This is a genomic window from Oryzomonas sagensis, from assembly GCF_008802355.1.
Taxonomy (GTDB): domain Bacteria; phylum Desulfobacterota; class Desulfuromonadia; order Geobacterales; family Pseudopelobacteraceae; genus Oryzomonas; species Oryzomonas sagensis.
In genome coordinates, this window is sequence record NZ_VZRA01000002.1 from 390,899 (window position 1) to 411,312 (window position 20,414).

Annotated in this window: 18 protein-coding genes; 3 read left to right on the plus strand and 15 right to left on the minus strand. The window is 56.3% G+C overall.

Annotated features, from left to right (window positions below):
• Positions 1-262 precede the first annotated feature (262 nt).
• The 3 genes from F6V30_RS09710 to F6V30_RS09720 all read left to right on the plus strand — a co-directional run bounded on the left by F6V30_RS09710 (position 263) and on the right by F6V30_RS09720 (position 3,203).
• Positions 263-1,408: a response regulator gene (locus tag F6V30_RS09710; protein WP_191965641.1), complete on the plus strand. Its 1,146-nt coding sequence runs from the start codon at positions 263-265 to the stop codon at positions 1,406-1,408.
• Between the two features lie 220 nt (positions 1,409-1,628).
• Positions 1,629-2,774 (plus strand): DUF1972 domain-containing protein, encoded by a 1,146-nt coding sequence (locus F6V30_RS09715; RefSeq protein WP_151156776.1) that lies wholly within the window; start codon positions 1,629-1,631, stop codon positions 2,772-2,774.
• Positions 2,775-2,849: 75 nt separating this feature from the next.
• Positions 2,850-3,203, plus strand: a complete 354-nt coding sequence (locus F6V30_RS09720) for a PilZ domain-containing protein (protein WP_191965642.1) — start codon at positions 2,850-2,852, stop codon at positions 3,201-3,203.
• A gap of 196 nt (positions 3,204-3,399) precedes the next feature.
• On the opposite strand, the gene F6V30_RS09725 is transcribed toward F6V30_RS09720, so the two are convergent.
• The 15 genes from F6V30_RS09725 to F6V30_RS09795 all read right to left on the minus strand — a co-directional run bounded on the left by F6V30_RS09725 (position 3,400) and on the right by F6V30_RS09795 (position 20,386).
• A complete protein-coding gene (locus F6V30_RS09725) occupies positions 3,400-4,383 on the minus strand; it encodes a WD40/YVTN/BNR-like repeat-containing protein (RefSeq protein ID WP_191965643.1) in 984 nt (327 codons plus the stop codon).
• 364 nt (positions 4,384-4,747) lie between these two features.
• Complete coding sequence (locus F6V30_RS09730; RefSeq protein WP_151156779.1) at positions 4,748-5,833, minus strand: glycoside hydrolase family 99-like domain-containing protein; 1,086 nt, start codon at positions 5,831-5,833, stop codon at positions 4,748-4,750.
• 24 nt (positions 5,834-5,857) lie between these two features.
• Positions 5,858-6,745, minus strand: coding sequence for an FkbM family methyltransferase (locus F6V30_RS09735; protein ID WP_151156780.1), 888 nt, complete (start codon positions 6,743-6,745; stop codon positions 5,858-5,860).
• Positions 6,742-7,971, minus strand: coding sequence for a glycosyltransferase family 4 protein (locus F6V30_RS09740; protein ID WP_218043322.1), 1,230 nt, complete (start codon positions 7,969-7,971; stop codon positions 6,742-6,744). Before F6V30_RS09740 ends, F6V30_RS09735 begins: the two co-directional genes overlap by 4 nt.
• Complete coding sequence (locus F6V30_RS09745) at positions 7,868-9,013, minus strand: glycosyltransferase family protein (protein WP_151156781.1); 1,146 nt, start codon at positions 9,011-9,013, stop codon at positions 7,868-7,870. Before F6V30_RS09745 ends, F6V30_RS09740 begins: the two co-directional genes overlap by 104 nt.
• A 109-nt stretch (positions 9,014-9,122) precedes the next feature.
• On the minus strand, positions 9,123-10,016 hold the full coding sequence (locus F6V30_RS09750; protein ID WP_151156782.1) for a glycosyltransferase family 2 protein: 894 nt from the start codon (positions 10,014-10,016) through the stop codon (positions 9,123-9,125).
• Positions 10,017-10,020: 4 nt separating this feature from the next.
• Positions 10,021-11,196, minus strand: coding sequence for a hypothetical protein (locus F6V30_RS09755; protein ID WP_191965644.1), 1,176 nt, complete (start codon positions 11,194-11,196; stop codon positions 10,021-10,023).
• Positions 11,197-11,228: 32 nt separating this feature from the next.
• Complete coding sequence (locus tag F6V30_RS09760; RefSeq protein ID WP_151156784.1) at positions 11,229-12,230, minus strand: class I SAM-dependent methyltransferase; 1,002 nt, start codon at positions 12,228-12,230, stop codon at positions 11,229-11,231.
• A 27-nt stretch (positions 12,231-12,257) separates the two neighbouring features.
• On the minus strand, positions 12,258-13,784 hold the full coding sequence (locus F6V30_RS09765; protein WP_151156785.1) for a flippase: 1,527 nt from the start codon (positions 13,782-13,784) through the stop codon (positions 12,258-12,260).
• The gene (locus F6V30_RS09770) at positions 13,777-15,027 is read right to left on the minus strand and encodes a GumC family protein (RefSeq protein WP_151156786.1); all 1,251 of its coding nucleotides are present in this window, start codon (positions 15,025-15,027) and stop codon (positions 13,777-13,779) included. The genes F6V30_RS09765 and F6V30_RS09770 overlap by 8 nt, the downstream gene beginning before the upstream one ends.
• An 11-nt stretch (positions 15,028-15,038) precedes the next feature.
• Positions 15,039-17,192, minus strand: coding sequence for an SLBB domain-containing protein (locus tag F6V30_RS09775; protein WP_191965645.1), 2,154 nt, complete (start codon positions 17,190-17,192; stop codon positions 15,039-15,041).
• Positions 17,193-17,349: 157 nt separating this feature from the next.
• Positions 17,350-17,850 carry a nitrous oxide reductase accessory protein NosL gene (locus tag F6V30_RS09780; protein ID WP_151156788.1) on the minus strand — a complete coding sequence of 167 codons (501 nt, stop codon included), beginning with the start codon at positions 17,848-17,850 and terminating at the stop codon, positions 17,350-17,352.
• Between the two features lie 64 nt (positions 17,851-17,914).
• Positions 17,915-18,610, minus strand: a complete 696-nt coding sequence (locus F6V30_RS09785; protein ID WP_246163411.1) for an ABC transporter ATP-binding protein — start codon at positions 18,608-18,610, stop codon at positions 17,915-17,917.
• On the minus strand, positions 18,607-19,791 hold the full coding sequence (locus F6V30_RS09790) for an ABC transporter permease (RefSeq protein ID WP_151156789.1): 1,185 nt from the start codon (positions 19,789-19,791) through the stop codon (positions 18,607-18,609). Before F6V30_RS09790 ends, F6V30_RS09785 begins: the two co-directional genes overlap by 4 nt.
• A 4-nt stretch (positions 19,792-19,795) precedes the next feature.
• Positions 19,796-20,386 carry a hypothetical protein gene (locus F6V30_RS09795; RefSeq protein ID WP_151156790.1) on the minus strand — a complete coding sequence of 197 codons (591 nt, stop codon included), beginning with the start codon at positions 20,384-20,386 and terminating at the stop codon, positions 19,796-19,798.
• Positions 20,387-20,414: the final 28 nt, after the last annotated feature.

A 20,414-nucleotide genomic window follows, 5' to 3' on the forward strand; every position in this document is an offset into this window, starting at 1 on the left:
ATCATGTCTACTATTGACTGACTACTTCACATTGCCCATGTTCTGCTGAACCAACTAGTTGAGTCAAGTCGGAGCCGGCCGCCTCTGATTGACATACCTTATCCGACTGTTAAACTAGTATCATTTACGGATATTGCAGGAGAGTTCGAGTTACCTGCTTGCTTCAGTTGCCTGTTGCAAGGGATAGACGGCAACGCATGGGAGCAGAATGGGTGGCGCATACTGAATGAGCCCATATCACGATTCGGGAGTAGTATCGCATATGGACACAAGTAATTCAGACGATCACGTCATTTCCATACTTTATGTCGACGATGAGCAGAAATCGCGGGAAGTACTCGGTAAGCTCATCTGCCATCGTTACCCGAATGTGCGGCTGTTATTTTCCGCCAACGGGAAAGCGGGGGTCAAGTCGTTCAAGCGGCATCGCCCAGAGATCGTTATCACTGATGTGAATATGCCTATTTCCGACGGCATCAGCATGGCCGCTGAAATCAAAACCTTGAGTTCCACCACTGAGATCATCGTCCTGACCGCGTGCTCCAATACGGAACACCTGCTGCAAGCCATCGAGGTCGGCGTCAGTCATTACATCCTGAAGCCAATCAACATAAAGCAGGTTTTCAAGGTCGTTGACAAGGCAATAGACATAATCAGGTCGAAACGGGTATTGGTGCAACAAAACGACGCGATCATGGCCCTCAATGCGGGCCTTGCCCAAAAGGCCGCTGAGCTTGAATTGGCTAACCAGGCGCTTGGGGCCTTCAACTATACGGTGGCCCATGACCTTCGCTCCCCCCTGGTCGTTGCCAGCGGTTTTTTCCGGGTACTTTGCGACAACTATGCCCCTGTGCTGGATGATCGGGGCAAGGAGTATCTTGAGGTTATCAATCGGGAGATCTCCCGCATGAACAGCCTCATCGAGGTACTGCTCAAATTCTCCATGCACTCGCAAGGCGCGGTAAACAAGAGTTGGACCTGTCTCAGCAAGATCGCCGATGAGATTAGCGGCAGCCTGCTGGCCCAGGATCGCCGTCGCAACGTCACGTTCCACATAGTCGACGGGATATTCGGTTACGGCGACCCGGACCTGCTGCAGATCGTGCTGGAAAATCTGCTCGGAAATGCGTGGAAATACTCCTCGAAGACAGACGACGCCCGGATCGAGTTCGGGGCGATCAACAAGGAAGACGACTTGGTCTACTTTGTTCACGACAATGGGGCAGGCTTTGACCAGCGGGATGCGGAAAAGCTTTTTGTCCCTTTCCAGCGTCTTCAGTGCAACGACGAGATCGCAGGGATGGGCATCGGCTTGGCAACAGCACACAGGATCATCTTACGTCACGGCGGTAGGATCTGGGCCGATGGTGAAATAGGCAAGGGAGCGACCTTCTATTTTACCCTCTGACGCGGCTCCACCGATTTCCCCCCTGCTCTAGGACAACAGCGTACCGCTGCTTCCTGCAATTCCTAGCAATTCCCGCCTGTACATCCGACAATAAATTCAGACATCGTCCCACCTCCACCACCCGAGCGACCTGTTATTATCTATCAAGGAGCTTCCAAAGAGTTGATCTGCGTGCCCAAGTGGCGGTGTTGCTGTGGCATTCTTGGGCAAGGAGGATGATATGAGGCTTGCTATCCTTGGCACACGCGGCATTCCCGCATGTTATGGCGGATTTGAGACCTTTGCCGAAGAACTGTCTGTAAGGCTCGTACAGCAGGGAGGGGAGGTCACGGTGTACTGTGAAGCCGGGGCTGGCAGCGCGGCCGAAACCTATCGGGGCGTTCACCTGGTGCATATCAAGGCCCCGCGCCTTGGACCGCTGACCACGATCATTTTCGACGTGCTCTGTCTGTGGCATGCGCGCAAGGCCTTCGACGTTGTCTACATGCTCGGCTATGGCGCGAGTATCTTCTGTTTCCTCCCCCGCTTATGGGGCAGCACGGTTTGGATCAATATGGATGGCGTGGAATGGGCCCGGTCCAAGTGGGGCCCGATGGCGAAGCTTTGGTTCAGGTTGATGGAAGCGTTGGCCATGTGGACGCCTGACCGGGTGATCACCGATGCCCAAGGCATCCTCCGCCATCTGCAATCACGCCATGCCCGCATCCCTCCCGCCAGCGTCATCCCCTACGGCGCGACCGTTGTAAAGGAGGCTCCCGATGCCCGTATGCTACAAGAGTGGCAATTGATGCCCGGCAGGTATTATCTGGTCGTGTGCCGACTCGAGCCTGAAAACTCGGTCAGGGAGATCGTGAAAGGCTACTTGCAATCGGGCAGTGCCCACCCCCTGGTAGTGGTCGGTAACATCGCCCCGGCTACGGATCATGTGAAAGTTTTGTTGCAGCTGAAGAACGAGCGGGTCCGCTTTATCGGTCCAGTTTACGATCGAAGGATGTTGCAGGCCCTCCGGTATCACGCATTGGGCTATTTTCACGGTCATACCGTGGGAGGGACAAACCCGTCACTTTTGGAGGCGCTCGGCTGCGGCAACCTTATTATTGCCCACGACAATATATTCAATCGGGAGGTTGCGGGAGAAGCGGCTACCTATTTTCACCGGCACCAGGATATCGCTCAACGCATTCGAGCGCTTGAATCCAGCTCCCCTGAACAAAGAGACCGGTTGAAGACCCTCGCACAGGAGCGGATTCAAACATATTATAGCTGGGAATACGTCACGGATACCTACAAGGGGCTCGTCGATGCCCCCCTTTCCAAGGGCCATTCATACAAGCCGGTAATGGTTAACAGCGCCCGCAATATTTAGGGCGTGAAATTGTATGGCAAAGGATCGGCATCGATCGCATGCGGCGGTTTTGGAATTTCCCAAGGGGATTTCAAGGTGGAAAATAGAAATTTTACAAGGGTGGATTTTTCCGGGGTTGCCGCAATCAGGCATGACGATTGTGTCATCTCAGGCACTGTAAAAAATCTGAGCCTGCAAGGCTTTAATAGTGAAACATCCGGCCCATTGCCATTGAATACACCTCTCAAGGTTGCCATCCGACTTTCTTCGAATACGTTTATATATTTGAATACTCAGGCAATATACTTTTTAGGGTTATACTTTGGCATGAAGATATGCAAAATAGATGTCGGTTCTTTTGTCCTGTTGCGGGATATTATTCTTTCCAAATGCCACGATCAGATGCTCTTGATGCATGAGACCTACAAAATGGCCCACTGCATTCACTAATTCACATCAGTACGTTGTCGAGTGGAGAGAAAGAACGTGGGGGAGCATTTTCTGGACCGTGCCGGTGTACGGCAATCTCGATGCCTTGATGATGTATGGAGCGGAGCGGATCGTCAACGTGGACCTGGCGGGCCGCCGGGACCGCACCAACTGGTTGGTGCGGCTGGAGTTGCACCGCCGCTACCAGCGGGGTGGTTCAGTTGGTGAGTGTGTAGACCTGGTCGCCCTGGGCCACGGCAACCAGCCGGGACCCGTCCGCGGATGCGGCAACGGCCGTCCAAAGTACGCCCGACGGGCTCACGGTCCAGGTCGCCCCGGAATCCGCAGAGGTGTAGACAGCCCCATCCTCCGCCAGGGCGAACAGCCTGGCCCCGTTTGCGGCCGATACGACGGCGGCCCACGTATTGCTCGAAACGCCCGTGTCCCTCCATGTCGCGCCGAAATCGTCGGATGTGGAGAGCCGGCCGGTGCTATCGGCTGCAACCAGCTTGGTGCCGCCCGAGGACAGGGCCACGGAATACCATCCTGATGCTGAATTGCGCGGGGTCCAGGTCGCCCCGGAATCCGTGGAGGTGTACAGCTGCCCGGTCGCCGTCTCCGCAGCCACGAGCCGGGTGCCGTCGGCGCTCGATGCCACGCTCATCCAGTTTCTCTCCTCGTCGCGGGGGGTCCAGGTAATCCCCGCGTCCGAGGATGTGTAGATCAGCCCCCCCATCTCCGTTGCGACCAGCTTGACGCCGTCTGCGGATGAGGCAACGCCGGACCAGCTCCGCTCCTCAGCGCGGGGGGTCCAGCTTACGCCCGCATCTGTCGATGTGTAGATTTGCCCCCCCAATTCCGCTGCCACCAGCCTGGCGCCGTCTGCGGACGAAGCTACGGCGATCCAGACGCGGGAGGCATCCCGCGGGGTCCAGGTCGTCCCGGAATCCGCAGAGGTGTAGATATATCCCCCCTCCACCACGGCGACCAGCCTGGTGCCATCCGAGGAACTGGCCACCGACCGCCAGTTGCGGCTTGCATCATGCGCATTCACGGACATTGCCAGCGATGTTGCCACGGGGGCCGCGCTCGTTGTGAGGGGCTGGCTGGAGCCGGAGCCTCCCCCTGAACCGCCGCAGGCCTGCAGCAGGTAAAATAGCGCGATTATCGCGAACAAAGCATAAAGTCTGGTTGTTTTCATCTGCTTTCCTTGTTGTTGTTGTGCTTGCGGTCGGCGGGCTATCGGAAAGATAGCTTTCAGGCGGCCTAGGGGTGCAAAGGAATTTCCGCTACGGTGTTTTGCGACAGCAGGGATAGGACAAGCTATGAGCCAATATATAACTGAAACAGGGGATAAGGGTGTGACGACTGTCACGTTGGAGAGGGTTTGTTTGCCCCGCTGCCGTGTGGCGCCAGGGGCCGTGGCGTGCCGGAATGGGACATATAAGAAAAGGCCCGGAGGAATCTTCCTCCGGGCCTTTTGTCAGGTTGTTGCGCCGTAGTTTATCCGGCGGGTCTTGTTCGCAGCGCGGCCCGTCATGTCATGTACCAGGACCGGGCGGGCCTCATTTGGGCCTTTTCTTCGCGGCCGCCGAGGGAACAAAGACATGCCTGATCGTTTCCAGGTAGCTCGTACCCCATTTGTTTGTCGGCTCGATGACGGAGCCTTCCCCGAATTCGTTCCAGGCTTCGATCAATAATATCTTTGCCGTGTTTTGCTGCTGGTCCAGGAGTGCTTTGGCCCCCGTCAACATCCGTGTGAATTTGTCGGGGGTAGGGTTGTTTCTGACAATGGACGTGGCGCCGTGCCACGGTCTTTCGTCGTAGCCGGGGCTGGCCGGGACAAGGTACGGCAGGATCTTTGCCGTATTCGCCGCAGCGGTATAGTAGGCCAGATAACCATCCACCATCGTGCTGTAGTCGTCGACCAATGCGCCTCTGGCCATGGCGTAATTCCACCCGGTATAGGCGCTGAACCCCCGGCCGGACAATTGATTTTCCAGGCTGGTGGCTGGCATGTCGTTGATAGTTGCCACAAAATAGATACCGTTATATCCCCTGCTCTTCGCCATTGAATCAGCTCGTTGCAGCAACGACTGAACCGAGGTGCCGAGCGTAGTCGCGTATAGGAGCAACTGGGGATTGGAAAAGATAAACACCGCCGGCTTGCCGTCTATCTGATAAAAGGTCGGCTGATTGAAATAGTTGTTGATCCAGTATGACACCATGTTGTCATACTGAGTCAGGGTTGTCAGTGTCGCAAAGGCGTTGTCCCAGAGAATGCTGAATTGCAGCTTGCTTCTGTTCTTGGCATGTAGATAGTTGTTTATCGCATGGTTGAACTGGGGGCTGCTGCCGTCCCAATACCAGTCATAGACAAAAAAATTGATCCCGTACTTGGTCGCCAGATCGATGTGCCTCTCTGCAACCCATTGCTGCTCCTCCGGATAATAGCCGAGCAATGGCACCCGCTCAGGCCATGGTTTGCCGGGTGATCTCGATCCGGGCAGACCCTTGATGTCCTTCCAGTTGATGTAATCGCTCCGCCAGCCGGGGTAATAGTAGACCCCTATGGAATAGTTTTGGGCATATGATCCGGCACTCGTCCCACATAACAGTACCAATAAGGCGACGAATTGTATCCGTTTCATAAAGAGCCTCCCGTCATTTAAGTGTCATTTGGCGTGATAACAATGCACCATCACCGGTCGTGGCACCCCAGCGAAATCAACGATGCCTTTGACGCGTATTTCATAGCCCACCGATAATTTTTCAATAAAATCCACAATGAGGTTCGCGTTCTCAGCCGCATGATAAACGGCAATTGCCAAATTGGGACGGTGCCTCTTTATGGTCTTTTCAGCGCCAACAACAAGACCGACTTCACCGCCCTCTATGTCGACCTTAATAAAATCCACTTTATCTATTGTGTTGGTTAGACAAAATTCATCGACAGTAACCATTTGAACATTTTTTATATAGCCATTGTGACGGCCGGCCTCACTCTTACGGCTTATCTGCCCGATTGTCGGGTCTGAAAAGTTATCGTAAAATTCAACAGACTTATTCTCGTCTCCGATCAGGCAGGGATGGATGGAAACCCTGTTTCCCTGTATCTCGGATTCGAATGTTTTATACAAGCATCGGACAATGGCCGTTCCCGGCTCTATGCAGTAAACCTTGCCCGCCCCGGATTCCAATGCCTTGCGCGTGAAATATCCCTCGCACGTCCCGCAGTCCATGACCACGTCCCCGGTCTTGACCACCATCTCCGGGATATCGAAATAATGGTTATTGCCTTGGTTGAACACCTCGAAATACATATCCACGACCCTCGCCACATCCGCCGTATCGGGCCAGTAGATGACCCTGCCTTCTATTCCGACCTTGAAAAAACCATCTATGTGGTCAACCCTCATACTATTTTTTATACCTGCCTTGCGATAACCGTAACATTTGAAGGTTTCGTGCGCCACATCCCGCCATAGGGAATGTTTAAGGTACGGATCGTGTACCAGTTTTGCCCTGATCATATGCAAGCGCTTCATCACCGATGCAATCATGAGAGGCCTTCCTTGATCCCCAGCGCCATTTTATACCCTTCCAGGGTCTTTTCAGCGGTTTTTTCCCAGGTAAAATTTGCCAGAATATGTTTTCGCAATGCCGGGTCTACCGGAGCCTCATAGGCTTTCGCAAGGGCTAGCCGGATCGACCCGACGGAATCCGGGGCGCAGTAGAAAGCATAATCCCGGAAGTAATCCCGGGTATCACCCTTATTGGTAATGACCAGATTGCAGCCCATGGCGCCTGCCTCCAGAGAAGAAAGTCCCGTCGTCTCCATCCAACTGACCAGGGCATGAACCTTGGCCGCCTTGTAGTAGTGGGGCAGCAGGTTATGGTCGACTTCGCCGATAACATGCACATTGGGGCCGGCTTCTCTTTTTATCTGTTCGAAGTAGGCGCCATGGTTCGGCGCAGGCTTGCCGACCAGGACGAGCGGCCATGGCAACTCCTTCGCCGCCCGGACGAGGTCGAGCTGGCATTTTCTCCCTTCTATCCTGGCGACGCACAGGATACATCCACGGTATGGTTCAATCTCACGGGCGACAGTGGCCGTGCCGGGATCGAACAGGCCGATGTCTACTGAGTTCGGCACGATAACATGGTTTTTTGCGCCCGCTTTGCTGAAATCCTTCATCAGCCTTTTCCTCTCTGATTCCGAATTCGGCAGCAGGACATCGACCATATCCAGGATGCTCTCCAGCAGCGGCCGATAGCCCTTGAGCAAGATATGGCCTGTTCCCTTGGTAATCTCGCTGTTTTTGACGGCCCGCGCCATGATCTTGAGGTACTCCATCTGGCCCCAGCTCAGGGCGTTGGCCAGGAGACCAAGCATGCCACGTCGCGCATGCCTGTCGTATTCTGCGTAGGACATGTATATCGTGGAAAGGACCACTTTTTTATGCTGTTTTTTCGCATTAAGCGCCTGGAGATAGATCTCCTGCGGACGGGTCAGATTAAACAGATGCACCACATCGTAGGGGGCCACATCTGGTTCGAGTTCGGTCGAAATGCCGACACGGACCCCCGCCCTCTCCAGATATTCCTTTGTCTTCAGGAGTTGGATCGTGTCCCCCCCGGGAACCGTGAAAAGCGTCTGCCGTGATTGAAAAAGCACGTTCATATCAGTGCCCAAGTATCTGTTCGATCTGATCGACTCTTGCCTGCCATGAATTATGCTGGGCAAATTGGATGCGCTGCCGCTTCCTGGCATCATCCCGATGCTCATCGAGCGCCTGTGAGAGCGCCGGTTCTATCTCCTCAGGGGTGGAATAGAGGTAAACGAGGTCCGCGTAGTTTTCCATCTCCTTTGTCCTCGCACCAATGATCGGCATTCCGAAGATCGAATACTCATACAGCTTTAACGGGTTGACGCTGTTTCCGACAGTATCGATGTTGAACGGGCTCAGGCAGACATCGAAAGCTTTCATATACGCCGGAACCTCATCGAAGCTTTTTGCCCCGGCATAATACATGTTCTTGTACCGTGCCAAAAGCCGCCCCAGTTCCTCCTCCCGGTTAGTAAACCCGACGAGGACAACGGTCCCTTCTTTGAGAATTTCAGCGATTCTTTCAAAAACCCCGAAATCGATATGGTCATACAGGGACCCGACGAAACCAACCAGGGGCCTTGGCAATGCAGCAAGGTCGGCCGGGACAGTGGCGCTTTTCGAGAGAAAATGTTCCCAGCTCACTGCATTCGGGAGCAGATATGTTCTGGGATTTGCCGTTTTCATCTTTTTGAACAACTCGCCAGCCGTTGCAAAACACACATCCGCCTCGGACGCCAGGACACGTTCCGACCGTTCCATGCGATCCAGCATTTTTCTGTTTCTGGAATGGACGCGCGTGTCATCAATGCAGTCATAGATGATGCTGTTCTCCGGAAACAGGCTGCGGTCGATAATATTTTTCCACCAGTAGGGAAGATTGAGCATGACAATGGCATCGTTCCGGATGGCGTAACGTCTCTTGATATTCGAAAACCAGAGGGCAAACAGTATCCTGTCGAGGCGTTGGGTCGTGCCGAACCGGAATGTGGATAACGCCAGCAGGGGCCGGAGCAGGATCACGTTGTCGTGGGGAATTTCCGGCAACCGCAGCGATTTCCCGGTGAGCAGATGGTGAGCGATGTTCCCGAGCGACAGCATCGGCTCCACATAAAATACCCGATAGCCCCTGTTCGCAAATTCCACCGAAAGCGACTGGGGCCTTTGGAACAGGTTCCATTCCACATTGCTGAAATACAGGAGGTCGCCTTTTCCGTTCATATCGTCCGTCACTCCCCCATTCCACCCGGTTCATGCCCTCTTTGAAATGATGGCGAGCCACCCGGCGGATGCTGCGTTACCGCATGGCCCGGCCACGATCTTTTCCTGATCACGTCTTGCTCCGGTACTGTCGTGCCGCCGTGATCATCTCGCCCCACGCGGTTGTGTCCGCCCTGGGGTGGAACCATTGGTACAGCCTGTATTTTACCTCATTGACCGAGCAGAAAAGTTTGAACAGGGCGTCCCTTTTCCCGAACTTCGCCAGATAGTACAGGGAACTCTCGAACATAAACTTTTTCCGTAGGGATGAGTTGTTGAAGCTTTTGCCTTCCAGATGCTGGATGCGGGCCGGGGGGACAATTGCCGATCGGTGGCCGAGGCGGGAGATCCGTTGCGCCAGGTCGACCTCTTCGTAATAGGCAAAATAGTTCTCGTCGAATCCGCCGATTCGTTCGAAAACCTCCCGCCTGATGAAGAGATCGGCACCGGAAACGAAATCCACGGGGAACGGCACCCCCACAGGATTCAGGACGATCCCCTCCTCCTTGTCCCGGAACGGGGACGAGCCGGGGAGGCTGTAGAAAAGCATCGATCCGACAGTCGGAAACCTGCCGAAGGATACCGCCGGCCTGTGGTCTTCATCGAGCAGCGAGGCCCCGCATGCTGCTATCGCCTTACTCTCCGGTCGTTCCATGAAGTCGAACAGGATCTTCAGGGCGTTATTCTGCAACAGCGTGTCGGGGTTCAGGAGGAGGCAGTATTTGCCGTGTGCCAGCGCCACCCCGGCATTATTTCCCCCACCGAAGCCGATATTTTCCTCGGAGGCGAGTACCCTCACCCCGGGATAAACGGATTCTACCATCTCGGCCGAGCCATCGTTTGATGCGTTGTCCACCACGATCACTTCGTACTCTACGCCTGCACTCCAGTCCAGTATTGAGCGAATGCAGTGCTGCAGCAGTTCTCTTGTCCGGAAATTGACGATAATGACGGACACATCCATGCCGCTAACCCTCTGTCGTGTCTTTGGTGATGAGACCGAGCATGAAAAAGGTGAATGAGCTCCCTACCGGGACCAGGTAATACATGCGGAACGTTCCGACTAACGACAGCAGTACGATAATCAGATAAGATGCCTTGTCCGGCGCCTTTCTGTAGCAGAGGTACAACAACGCGGCAACGAACGACACCCCGACGATCCCTTCCTCCGCCAGAACGAACATAAGGGGGATGTCGCTCGGGAATATGGTAGCGTAGAAATCAAAACCATAAAAATGATGGATGATGTCCTTCGGTATTGTCCCCCCGAACAGGTTGGAAGGTATGGGGTAGCCGAATATGGGGTACGCGTTGACCTTTTCCCAGACATAGTGAAGCGCCAACGACCTCCGCCACAGGGAGAGATAGGTATCGTGAGGGACATTGGTCATGACCCAATACAACCCGGACACGATTGCCCCGGCGACCGCGAGAAACGAGACGGTAAAGACTACTTTTCTCCTCGTCAAATAGGGCTCACACCTTGTGCCGATCAGGAACAACGAGACGATAATGATGGCCGGCAGTATCTGCTTTGTCTGGCAAATAAAGAAGGCGAACAGGATGAGCACTGTTCCCATGAGATACTTCGGCACCGGCAGCTCGTTTCTAATCAGCTTGAGGCTCAAGAGGAGATAGGCGTAAACGATGATGAATTCATCAATGCCGATGCGGTAGGTAACAAAAGGAATTCGCGACGGCAGGGGGAATAACGGTTTGAAATGTGTGGAGAAGAAACCGGAGACCTCGAAAGCGAACAGAACCAAAACGGTGATGATCAGCATCCTTACGATCAGGCGGTTCACGGTTTCTCTCGGCAGTACCGTCGATTGGCCTATCACGAAAAAATTCAATAGGAGAACCCAATTCCTGAGGGGATAGAGATAGCCGGGGAGCGTGTACTCGTGGGACAGGGCAAATGATGACACCGCAAGGATCCTCAGGGCAATGTAGGCGGCTATCAAAAGAGACAAGGCGGTAATGATCATCTTCCGCTGTAACAGCAAATATAAGCAGTAGGCAGAGCTCATGAGCAAAAGCACGTAGTGCCCATAGCGGAGGTACGCGTTACCCTGGCCCAATGCCGTTGCAGCGAAGCTGACCAGTCCCGTCCAAAACATCATGTAAACAATCAATACGTTCACGCAACACATCCATGTGCATCCAGTTGGTTTCGTTATGACGAGGGGCGCTCATCCGGCAGGAGCTTCCTGAGATGAAATGCCGCCATATCCCCGCGGTTTGCTCTATTCAGGTCAACGGCTCTTCGCTGGAATTCGCAAATTTGCCTTTTAGTGAAGATTGATTTGCTTGGCGCACAGTGGTATGACCGCTCTGATTCGAGCGGTATGTTTCTCAGGTACTGCTCGCTCCCCCAGAATTGAAACGAATCCGAATCATACACCACCTCGGCAACTCGAAGCCCCGCCTTTGCCGCGACTATATCCAGTGATGCGCGGGAATGGAGGTACAAGTGACGCGGTGCGTCGATTTGCACCCAGTTCTCGCGGTAATGCTCCCATGCAAGCGAATCTACTGTCGGGATTCTGATCAAGACCGTCCCGGAATCGGTGAGAACCGATGCCGCAGTTTTGAGAATGTCCTCCGGTTCGGGCATATGTTCGAACGAATGGTTGAACATAATGAGGTCAAATCTTGTTTCAGTGTTCCGTATGTCGGGGAGCGACTGTTTTTTAATCGAGAGCCCGTTCCCGTAGACGATGTCCTTTTCGATATAGAGGTCAATGCCGAGCACTCCCTTGATGCCTGCCTCCTTCAGTTGGTACGGAAGCCTGCCGCTGCCGCACCCGACGTCGAGTATTGCCATGTGTTCCAACCCGTCCAACCCGGCGAAGAGCCATAAGGGAAAATCCGCAGGAAAGCACCGGCACAAAATCCTCCCCATCATGCCCTTGTTGAACAGCAGATATCTGTTCCTTTGACGTCGCAGGAAGGCCTTGCACCCATGCAGGAGCGAACGTTCGTCTATAATTGAATGGGCGTAGTATCCCGAGGGATAGAACCTGCCCATGTCTGTCGGAATCGTTGCGATCTGAAGGCAACGGCAGGACGGGCACTGGACATAGTCGAACTCTTCATGGGAGCCGTAGAACATTTCCCGAATCCGGTATCCCTGCCCGTCGCCTGTTTTTCCGCATACCCTGCAGGTAAAAAACATACATGACCCCAGTGCCTTGCCGTGGGCCTACCGTGCATGGTAGGTACTCACGAACATGATTTTCCGTTTTTCTTCAGCATCCAATGAAACACACCAGAAAAAGGCTAAAAGCGCTGAAATAAATACGACCGCAAGGAGCAGCTTGAGCATCAAATCATGCAGGATTGTCGCAAGGCAGAGGGAAAGGATCAACAGGGCGGCAACTCCCACCGTGGTGACGATCGATCTGCCGATCCGGCGATCTGTTGACGGCATGGCATGATGGGCGAACCGGAACAGCAGGACCGCATCGACCGCCACGCGGAGAAGCCAGGCCACCGCTGCGCCCACGATTCCCATCCTGATGATCAGCGCCGCGGCGACCACCAGGTAGAAGGGGAGTTCCAGCAGGTGCAGCTTGGCAGTCATGTCGGGCCGCCCCAGGGCCTGAATCGCCGTGTACGGCACCTGCGCAGCAGAGTTGACGAAGATTCCCACCGCAAGGATCTGAAGGACCAGGGTGCTGTGCATGGCAAAGTCGCGGCCAAGCCACAGTTCCATGAGCGGTCCGGCCAGGACGATGATGGCGAGCGTAACCGGGGCCGATATAAACATGATGTATTTCAGCGACTGTTCGTACAAAAAGACAAACCGGCCGGGACCGCTGACCAGCATGGCGCTCAATTCCGGAAAAATTACCCCCAGCACGCTGCTTGAGATGATCCCCAGCTTCATGACCATGTCGTACGGAGTTGCATAATACGCTACGGCACTTATGGTCATAAGCATGCCGACCAGGAACCGGTCCATGTAGCTCATGAAGGGGCCGATAATGTTTGAGACCGTCAGCCACTTGCCGAAACCGAGCAATTTCTTTGCATCCGCCCTATTGGGCCATTGGGGGCGGGTCATCCCGGGAATGGCCTGAAGGCAGAAAAAGGAATAGGCGCTGAATTCCAGGATACGTACCAAGAGCAGGAGCGTCGTAATGGGGAACAGACTGTGTGAAAAAGGGAGCACGAGGAGCGGTGCGCAAAATGAGGCAGAGCTGACGGGGATCTTCACGGCGTTGATCAGGCCGAAACGTTGCTGCGCCTCGAGGACACCCCGCATCCCGGCGGTGCCGAGAACGAACGGGATAGCAACGGCCAGCACAAAGAATGAAGAGATTGTTTCCCCTGTCAGGAACGCTGGGACCTTGAGGACGCAGGTCACCAGCAACGGGTTCAGGATTGCCAGCAGGATGCCTCCCACTGTGCCGAGGCAGAACAGCAGTATGGTGGATGACCATACCAGCCTGGCCAAGGCCGCCGTGTCTCCGCGAGCCGCGTAATCGGCAGCGAATTTCGTGGTGGCACGGCCGGTGCCCATATCCAGGAAACCGAAATAGCCGACCACCATCCAGGAGAGTGTGAGCACTCCGAACCGCTCGGTTCCCAACCCCTTGACCAGGGCCGGTATGGAAAACAGGGCAACCACAATCGGCGCGGCAAAGCCGATCAGGTTAAAAAGCGTATTCCGCGCAAGGCGCCTCCCCGGCAAGGCGGCCTGGCCTATCGTGTTCCGCTCAGTCATGGTCGTAACCGTCCAGTTTGCCGGGGAGCCTTTTCATTGCCAGTACCCGAAAGGCATCGATACCGGAGAATTTTTTCAGTTGCACGATCCGTTCGCTGTTGCCCGGGTCCCTCAGAACCCTCTCCCGGTAATCCAGGAGCAGGGCCAGGACGATGGACAGCAGGAAGCTCACCGCTCCGGCAATCGCAACCATGGCGGTCCGTTTCGGCTTTGCCCTTTTCTCCGGCTGCACCGCCCTGTCGATGACCTGAATTACCGCCGCGTCCCGGGCCTCGTCCAGCTTTGCTGCTTCGTACTGTTTGAGCAGCAGATCGTGCAAGGACTCATTGAACTTCAGGTCCCTCAATCTTCTGACGTATTCCGTGCCAACCGAAGGCATGCGGCCGGTGGACATCATCGGGTCGTTTCCGGTGCCATGTTTCGACTCAAGCTTTGACAACTCGGCTTTCATCCCGCTTAGGGTCGCTTCAGCCTTTTGCAGGTCAGGGTTGTTCGCCTTCGAATAGGTCTTCAACACCTTTATTTCCACTTCCTTGGCGGCTATCCCCGCGCGCAGCTCGGAAATATTCTTGATGACCGCTTTCACCTGCTCTTCCACGTGCAGCGCCCCGGTTTTTTCCTGGAACCCTTTCACCCTTTCCTCGGCCTTGATGAGCGCTTCCTTTGTCTCCTTCAACTGTTCTTCAAAGAAGAATCTCCTTTGGGCGGCCTCGGTGACCGCAAGGCCCTTCGTCATGCCCTTCAGCTCCTCCACAAAGGCATTCGCCATATCGGCGGCCCTCTGGGGGACCCTGTCCTCCACCGAGATCACAACGACATTGCTCTTAGCATCACCCTGCACATTGATATTGTTAGTGAGGTGTTTCCTCGCGTCTTCGGACGTTTTGACGTCATAAAGCTTCCTGAGGTCGAACCTCCTGATGATGTTGTCAAGCACGGTCCTGCTCTGGAGCATGCCCACATAGAGATCGGTCTGGCTGGTGCCGAGCATGCCGCTCAGCCCCGACAGACCGCCGCCGACCTGGCTCAACAGCTGGGAGGCCGTCCCCGCGTTGTTCTGCTGGGGCGGCAGGATCCTGGTTTCGGCCCGGTATATCTTTGGCAACATAAGACCCGCTATCGCCGTGACGGCCATGCAGGCGAGGGTTATCCCCACAATGAGCCGTTTCCATTTCATGATGACGATCACATAATCGAGGAGATTTATCTCATCCTCTGCATGGTGGGTCTTTTCGGTTTGCAACGCGGTCTCCTTCAAAATACGACGATCAATACGCCGGCGGCCACGGCGATCTGGTACATGATCTGGGTTATGTCCTTGATGTTGCGCATCCAGGCGATCCGGTCGAGCTGCTCGGGGACGACGACGGTGTCTCCGGAACCCAGGCGCTGGCCGAAGCCGAGGAAACTCCCGCCCGCCTTGAGAGCGGTGCCGTTCGCCTGCAGGATAAAGACGTTGCCCTTGTCCGCATTGGAGGTGTAGCCCCCGGCCAAGTCCACGTAGTAGCCGTATTCCTTGCTCTGTTCGTAGACAAAGGCGCTTTGATTGTAGACCGAACCGATCACCTGGACGGTCTTGGGGTCCGAAGGCACGGTGATGGTATCGCCCTGCTCCAGCTCGATATCGTAGGCCGACCCCCGGAAGGTGGTCATTTCGGTGATGTTCAGGGCGATCCGCCCCTTGGCCCTGGCCGCCTTGAGCTGTGCAATGAATTGCCTTTTCTGCTCCAGTTCGAACTGGACCATCCGGGCATCGTCCGGGGACGAAGCGGTGGCGACCTGGGCGGCTCCGGCACCGCTCAGTTCCCGCTCAAGCCGTTCCGCCATCTCGTTGATCTGCCGCTGCTGCTGCTCCCGGACCCGTTCCCTGGTAAACATGGCGCCGCGCAGGTACGCCCGCGGGGTGAAGCCGCCGGCCCGCTCAATCAGGGATGACAGGGGCTCCCCCTGCTTGAAGGTATAGGTTCCGGGAAATCTGACTTCGCCCTTGATGGCCGCGGTCCGGTAGATGCTCCATTCGGGAATGGTCCGCACCAGCAGGTAGTCGTTCGTCTGCAGCGGCACATTGTGCTGGGGGGCGCCTGCCAGGGCCTTGGCAAGATCGATACTGAATATGTCGGTCTTCGGCCCTGACTGAGTCGCCGTTACCCGCGTCATTTCGGCCTGGTCGGACGTGTAGTAAAGCAGTCCGCCCGCCAGGGAGATGATGTCCTTGACCGTTGTCACGCCGGGGGTAACGCCGTATTCCCCGGGGTTGGCAACCGCACCGGTAACCGTGACGGTCTTGGAGTTGTCGGCAACCGCGAAGATCTTTGCCAGGTCGCTATCCTGGAGCACGAGGTTCTTTGCCGGATTATGTTCGATGTCGAGGAGGTCGCCCTCGAACACGATCCTGGAATGATGATCTTCGGTCCGCTGAATCTGCACCCGGCCTTTGTAGGCGGTCCCGGTGATGCCGCCTGCCATCGCGATGAGGTCGAGCAGCCTGGTTTCGCCCTTCAACTCGTAGATCGCGGGGGTATTGACCGTCCCGGCAATCCCGGCAAGGGGGCCGACGGGCGGGATGAAGATCACGTCCTCGGGCATGAGCCGGAGATCCCTGGTCTTGTCGCCCTGCAACAAAAGATCATAGAGGTCGAAGGTAACCACGGTCTTGCCGTTCCTCTTGACCTGTATGTTCCGCATCGAACCGGTTTTCAGCGGTCCGCCGCTTTCGAACAGGGCATTGATGACGGTGGAGAGCGACGATATGGTGTACGCTCCGGGCCGTTGCGCATTCCCCACCACATAGACCTGGATGGTTCTCAGGGGGCCCAGGCTGACGTTCATGTCAAAGCCGCCATAGTATTTGGAAAATTTTTTGTGCAGAAGTTCTTTCAATTCCTTGAAGGAGACCCCGGCGACGCCAAACACGCCGATCTTCGGCAGGCTGATGGTGCCGTCGTTGTTGACGACGACACTCCAGTTCCCTTCGAACCGCCCCCACACGTCGATCTTGATTGCGTCGCCGGGGCCGACGACATAGTCGGGACCGACCGGAACATTTGGGGACGGCGCAAATGTGGACGGCGGCTTGGCAAAAAGATCGTAGCCGAACTGGCCGATATCGAGGGATATGGCTGCCGGACTTTTGCCGGAGACATATCGTTCAAAATCGGATTTTTCCCCGGGGGCTCTCGGTACGGTGCCGAGGGGTGTCGGCGCTTGCCCGGAAGGCTGGGGAGACAATGGTTGCCCCTGCTGGGCGGCTTGAGGGACGGATTTGCCCTGGACGTCCATCGGTCGTGAGGACTCCGCAGACGCAGGTGTTGTTGCCGACGCCCCTGTACCGGGAAGCGCCAGATGCGCGCAGAACATGAGGACAATAAACCGGCAGGCAAGCACAAGGACCTTGTTCCGTCGTTTCATGGAGGCGCGTCGCATGGAATCAATTCCGATCGTTGTTGGTGGTTTTAACGTCAATATTTGAAATTAGTATATCCGATCGTAACGCCTTGTCTTATCGGTGTTTGTCTGATATTTGCATCAGCGCGGTTCTGAAGGAAGACAGAAATACGCCTGGTATTTACCGATTCAATTCGTGCTCTATTTCGCGTACCACTGCCCGCTCCTCGGCGGCCTGTGCCTGCACCTCCCTGAGGGCTGAGTTCAACACGCCGTCAAATGAACTCGTCGTTCCACCGTTTTCACCAATGAAACTCCTGGCTCCTTCCATACGGGCAAAGGCCCACGTGGGCAGTGCGGTCATCACGCCCTGCTTCTTGCCGCCAACGACCCAGATGGCCGTCGTTACATCCACCAGCTTTTTGGTCGTGTAATCGGCAACCATGAGCGACCTGACCTGTTTTCCCCTGTTCCGCTGCATTTCCTCAACTGCGCAGTGGAGACTACAGACGCCGACGGTGGTTCCATCGGCATACATGACCAGCATCCGGCTTCGGGCAAAAGCGGTCCTGTCCATGCCGCACCGTTTACAGGCCTTCGGCCCTTCAACCGTGTCCGGAACGCCTGCGAGGACGAAGGTTGACAGCAAGATCAGCATAAGGAACACGATGTAATGTTTCATAGCGGCACCTGTCGAATGGATTCTTTGCCAATCTGATCTATCGCCGAGTGGCAGGTATGTTCCGTCAGCCCTCGAACGCTTTGCCGTCCCGCATCTCGATCAGTCTGCCGCCGAGCCTGGCAAGGTCGGGGTTGTGGGTCACCATGACGATGGTGAGCCCCGCGTTTCTGTTGAGATTCCGCAGGATCTCGCCGATTTCCCCCGACCGTTTCGTGTCCAGGTTTCCCGTCGGCTCATCCGCCAGAAGAATCTCGGGGCAGTTCACCAGGGCCCGGGCGATCGCCACCCGCTGCATCTCCCCCCCCGAGATCTGCCCGGGCAGATGGTTCATGCGGTGCCCCATGCCGAGCATCTGGAGGAGCCGGTCCGCCTCCCCCTCCACCCGGGGCTTCCGGTAGAACGCGAGCGGCAGGGCCACGTTTTCGCGGACCGTGAGGGTCGGGATGAGGTAGAAGTTCTGGAAGATATAGCCGAACATCTCCCGGCGTATCCGCGTCAAGGCCCGCTCCCCCAGGGCCTGTCCCGTGCCGAAGATCTTTTTGCCGGCGAGTTCCAGTTCCCCGGTGGACGGGTTCTCCAGGCAGCCCAGGAGGTTGACCAGGGTGGTCTTCCCCGACCCGGACGGTCCCATGAAGGAGACGAACTCTCCGCGCCGGATCGTGAGCGATACCCCGTCAAGGGCCCGGATCTCCTCGTTGCCGCGCGAATAGATTCTCGTCAGACCGCGCGCCTCCATCGCTACGCCATTTCCGGCCATCATCCTTCCCTCCGTATGGATTCCAGGGGACGTACCCTGCCGGCCCGCCAGGCCGGATAGATTCCGCTCATGAGCCCCACCCCCACGATGACCGCCATGGTCAGGAGGGCAAGACGCATGTCGATGGCCACCAGATTCCCGCCGGGGGCATAGGGGAGGACGCGTCTGACCAGGAGATCGGAGAGCCGGGCAAAGGCGAAGGCCAGGCCGATCCCCGCGATGCCGCCGCAGGTGCAGAGGATCAATGTTTCGGTCCAGACGAGGCGGAAGATGTCCCCCGGCATCGCCCCCATGGTCTTCATGATGCCGATCTCCTGCATCCGTTCGAGCACCGACATGAGAACGGTGTTCACGACGCCGACCATGGCGATCAGGAGGGCGATGATCGCGATGGACAGCACCATAACGCGGGCCGTGGCGATGAGCTTCATGATCGTCTGCTTCACCTGGGTGAAACTCACCACCTGTACGTCCGGGAGCTGGTACAGGGCATTCTCCAGCTTGGCGCTGTCCGCGCCCTTTTTTACCTTGATCCCGATGGTGGTGATCTTGTCCGTGGCGGCGATCCCCTGCAGGGTCTTCAGAGGGCAAAAGATCGTGCCGTCGTCCTGGGTCCCGCTCCGTTCCAGAATGCCCACCACCTTGAGCTGGACGTTCTTTTCCGGGACGAGGATCATGTCCCCCACCTCACGCTGCTCCAGTTCGGCAGCCTCGTACCCCATGACCGCCTCGGCAGCCTGTGCGTCGCGGAACCACCCCCCCTGGCGGAAGCGGAGGAACGGCTTCATAGCCGGGAACGTGGCGGGATCAACGCCGTAATAACCGGCGATCCCGCCCCCGTCCCCCTTGTTGGGGTCGAAGAACGCCTGCATCAAAATCGGGGTGACCCTGTCCACCTCCGGTTTGTCGACTATGGAATCCACCATGGACCGTGCTATGTAGCGCAGCCCCGTACCCCCCTGCAGCATCATGGTGGCAGCCTCGTAGGGGCATCCCTTGGCCATGACCATGAGCTGGTATCCCATGTTGTCGATGTCGCGGTTCAAGGCGTTCTCGTAGCCGCGGTTGAAACCGAGCAGGCTCACCAGGACCCATGAGGAGAGCATGATGCCCACCAGGGTGAGAAGGGTACGCATCTTTTTTCGCAGAAGGTTTTTGTAGGCGATCTGGAATCTGCTGATCATATCTTTACCTTTCAGCCGAATAGAAGAACTCGTCCATCAGGACGAGGTTTTTTTTCACCGCCCGGAGCAGGCCGAAAAAATCGGTCGCCGCCTCGGGCGCCGGATTCTCTATGGCGGCCACCCTGCCCGTGCCCCTGCCGCCGACGGTGTCGTAGCGCTCGAAATCCCTGATGGAAAGCCCCACGAACTGCCTCCCGAACCGGGGAGAGGTGAACTTCCTCGCCCATTGCCCCGCCATCCTCTGGATATAGAACGCCCTGATGGTGCCGGCCATGTCCAGGGAGACGAAGACCTCCAGGACACCGAACTGCCCTTTCTGATTCACGCCGTGGATGTAGCCGATCTGCTTCTTCCCCTTGTAGATCTCGTAGAGGGTGTAGGGGACATTGAGGGGGGCATAGAGGCTCGGCGCACCCCCGAGTCGCGATTCGACCTTCCGCAGCAGCGGCTCACCTCCACGGGTGGCGAACGAGAAGTAGGCCGTCTTGAAGCTCGTGGATTCCGGGAAGAGCCTGGTCACATCGTTGACGGGATTGTTCAGTTCGCAGTTGACCGCCGCCGGGACCGGAGCGGCCAGGACAAGGCACAAAAGCACTGCCCACCAGACGGGCGCGAGCGCCGCC